The following is a 2,138-nucleotide window of genomic DNA, read 5'->3' on the forward strand; positions in this document are numbered from 1 at the left end:
CCCCTGTCTGACTGGGTAGACGTATGAACAACACCGTTATTCGCCAGAAGATGCGCAGGCTCGCCAGCGGCGAGGCCGTCATCAGCCTGGTTCTGATCGCAACGTCGCTGACGTTTCTCTTTTATCTGATTCCCGAATACATCGTGGAGCCGCGGCGACTGCAGTCTCCGCTGCTGTCGCCGCTGATCCTTCCGCAGATCATGGGTTGGATGATCCTGTTGCTGGGCGTCGGCCTGGTGCTGGGCACGCTGTTCGGCCCGCAGCGCGAGCGGGTGGAAAAGAGCACCCCGCTGCGTGAGCTGCCGGTCATTCAATGGCTGCTGCCGTTGCTGGCCTTCGCCGTCTACTACTTCGGCTTCGAGGCGCTGGGCGCGGCGGTGTGCGGTGTGCTGGCCACGCTGCTGCTGTTCGTCGCCATGGGCGTGCGGCACATCGGCATCTATCTGCTGGGTGTCGTGATGCCGGTCGGCATCTGCCTGGCCTTCGACTATGGCCTGAACGTTCCCCTGCCGTACGGCAGCCTCTGGGGATATTGAGTTCCCGCTTGATGAGACGATGAGATGGACCAGATCCTCGAGGTGCTCAGCCTTTTCCTGAGCGTGGAAAATATCCTGATGATCGCGCTTGGCGTGGTCATCGGCGTCGTGATCGGCGCCATTCCCGGCCTGACCGCCACCATGGCGGTGGCCCTGGCCCTGCCGTTTACCTTCGGCATGGAGCCGGTCACCGCGATCCTGCTGCTGGTCGGCATCTACAAGGGCGGCATGTACGGCGGCTCGATCACCGCCATCCTGATCCGTACCCCCGGCTCGCCGGCGTCGGCCAGCACCCTGCTGGACGGCTATCCGATGGCGCAGAAGGGCGAGGCGAAGAAGGCGCTGTCCATGGCGCTGTACGCGTCCTGCATCGCCGACTTCATCTCCAACCTGTCGCTGATCTTCCTGGCGGGCTTCCTGGCTCAGCTGGCGCTCAGCTTCGGGCCGCCGGAGTATTTCTGGCTGATCTGCTTCTCGCTGACCATCATCATTTCCGTGTCCGGCGACTCGGTGATGAAGGGGCTGGTCGCCGCTGCCCTGGGCGTGATCCTTGCCCTGGTGGGCATGGATCCGGTGTACGGCACCGAGCGCCTAACCTTCGACAACTTCAACCTGATGGACCGCATCAACTTCATCCCGCTGTTGATCGGCCTGTTCGCCATTCCCGAAATTCTTGAGTTCTACCTGTCCAGGGCCCGCGAGCACATCCAGACCGCCGTGGCGGGTGCCGACATGACCTGGCAGGAACTCAAGCGCAGCATGCGCACCATCATTCGCGGCAGCTTCATTGGCGTGATCATCGGTGCCATTCCCGGTACCGGCGCGACGGCTGCGTCGTTCATCTCCTATTCGGAAGCCCGCCGCAATTCGCCCAACCGGGAGAACTTCGGCAAGGGTGAGATCGAGGGTGTGGCCGCAGCCGAGTCGGGCAACAACGCGGTCGCCGGCGCGACCATGATCCCGCTGCTGTCGCTGGGCATTCCCGGGGACGTGATCACCGCGATCATCCTCGGCGCCTTCATGATCCACGGCCTGACTCCCGGACCGATCCTGTTCCAGGAGAACATGAACCTGATCTATGCGCTGTTCTGCGGCATCATGCTCAGCTCCGTGGTGCTGTTCGGCACCGGCAAGCTGGCGATCCGCTACTTCTCGCGCATCGCCGACGTGCCCAAGCAGATCCTGTTCCCGATCGTGCTGATGTTCTGCATCTACGGCGCCTACGCCGTGAACAACAGCACCTTCGATATCGCGGTTATGCTGGTGTTCGGTCTGGTTGGCTTCATCTTCAACCGCACCGGGTTTGCCGCCGCGCCGTTCCTGATCGGTTTCATCCTCGGGCCGATGCTGGAGGACAACTTCCGGCGTTCCCTGCTGATCAGCAACCACAGTTTCGATGTGTTCGTGCGCAGCCCCATCGACTGGTTCTTCATCGCCCTGACCCTGCTGTCCCTGGGCTTTGCGCTGCACCGCTACATTCAATCGTTACGCAACAATTGATTGCCGCTAATCGGAGACATTATGAAAGTCCTGGTAACCGTCAAACGCGTGGTCGACTACAACGTCAAGGTTCGCGTCAAGGCGGACAACTCCGGCGTCGAC

2 protein-coding genes and 1 pseudogene are annotated in these 2,138 nt (G+C 61.9%); all 3 read left to right on the plus strand.

The features are described from left to right. Positions 1-23: 23 nt before the first annotated feature. Positions 24-536: a tripartite tricarboxylate transporter TctB family protein gene (locus tag AS93_RS0118255; protein ID WP_051587539.1), complete on the plus strand. Its 513-nt coding sequence runs from the start codon at positions 24-26 to the stop codon at positions 534-536. Between the two features lie 24 nt (positions 537-560). Continuing rightward, positions 561-2,036, plus strand: a complete 1,476-nt coding sequence (locus tag AS93_RS0118260; RefSeq protein ID WP_027591913.1) for a tripartite tricarboxylate transporter permease — start codon at positions 561-563, stop codon at positions 2,034-2,036. A gap of 21 nt (positions 2,037-2,057) precedes the next feature. Then, positions 2,058-2,138, plus strand: a pseudogene (locus AS93_RS20780) (electron transfer flavoprotein subunit beta/FixA family protein); the annotation flags it as partial.

This window comes from Pseudomonas sp. RL, assembly GCF_000647775.1.
GTDB lineage: Bacteria > Pseudomonadota > Gammaproteobacteria > Pseudomonadales > Pseudomonadaceae > Serpens > Serpens flexibilis.

What these genes read in the sequence shown, in the direction of transcription:
- AS93_RS0118255 (WP_051587539.1), top strand. Translation starts at nt 24, where the DNA reads ATGAACAACACCGTTATTCGCCAGAAGATGCGCAGGCTCGCCAGCGGC.
- AS93_RS0118260 (WP_027591913.1), top strand. Translation starts at nt 561, where the DNA reads ATGGACCAGATCCTCGAGGTGCTCAGCCTTTTCCTGAGCGTGGAAAAT.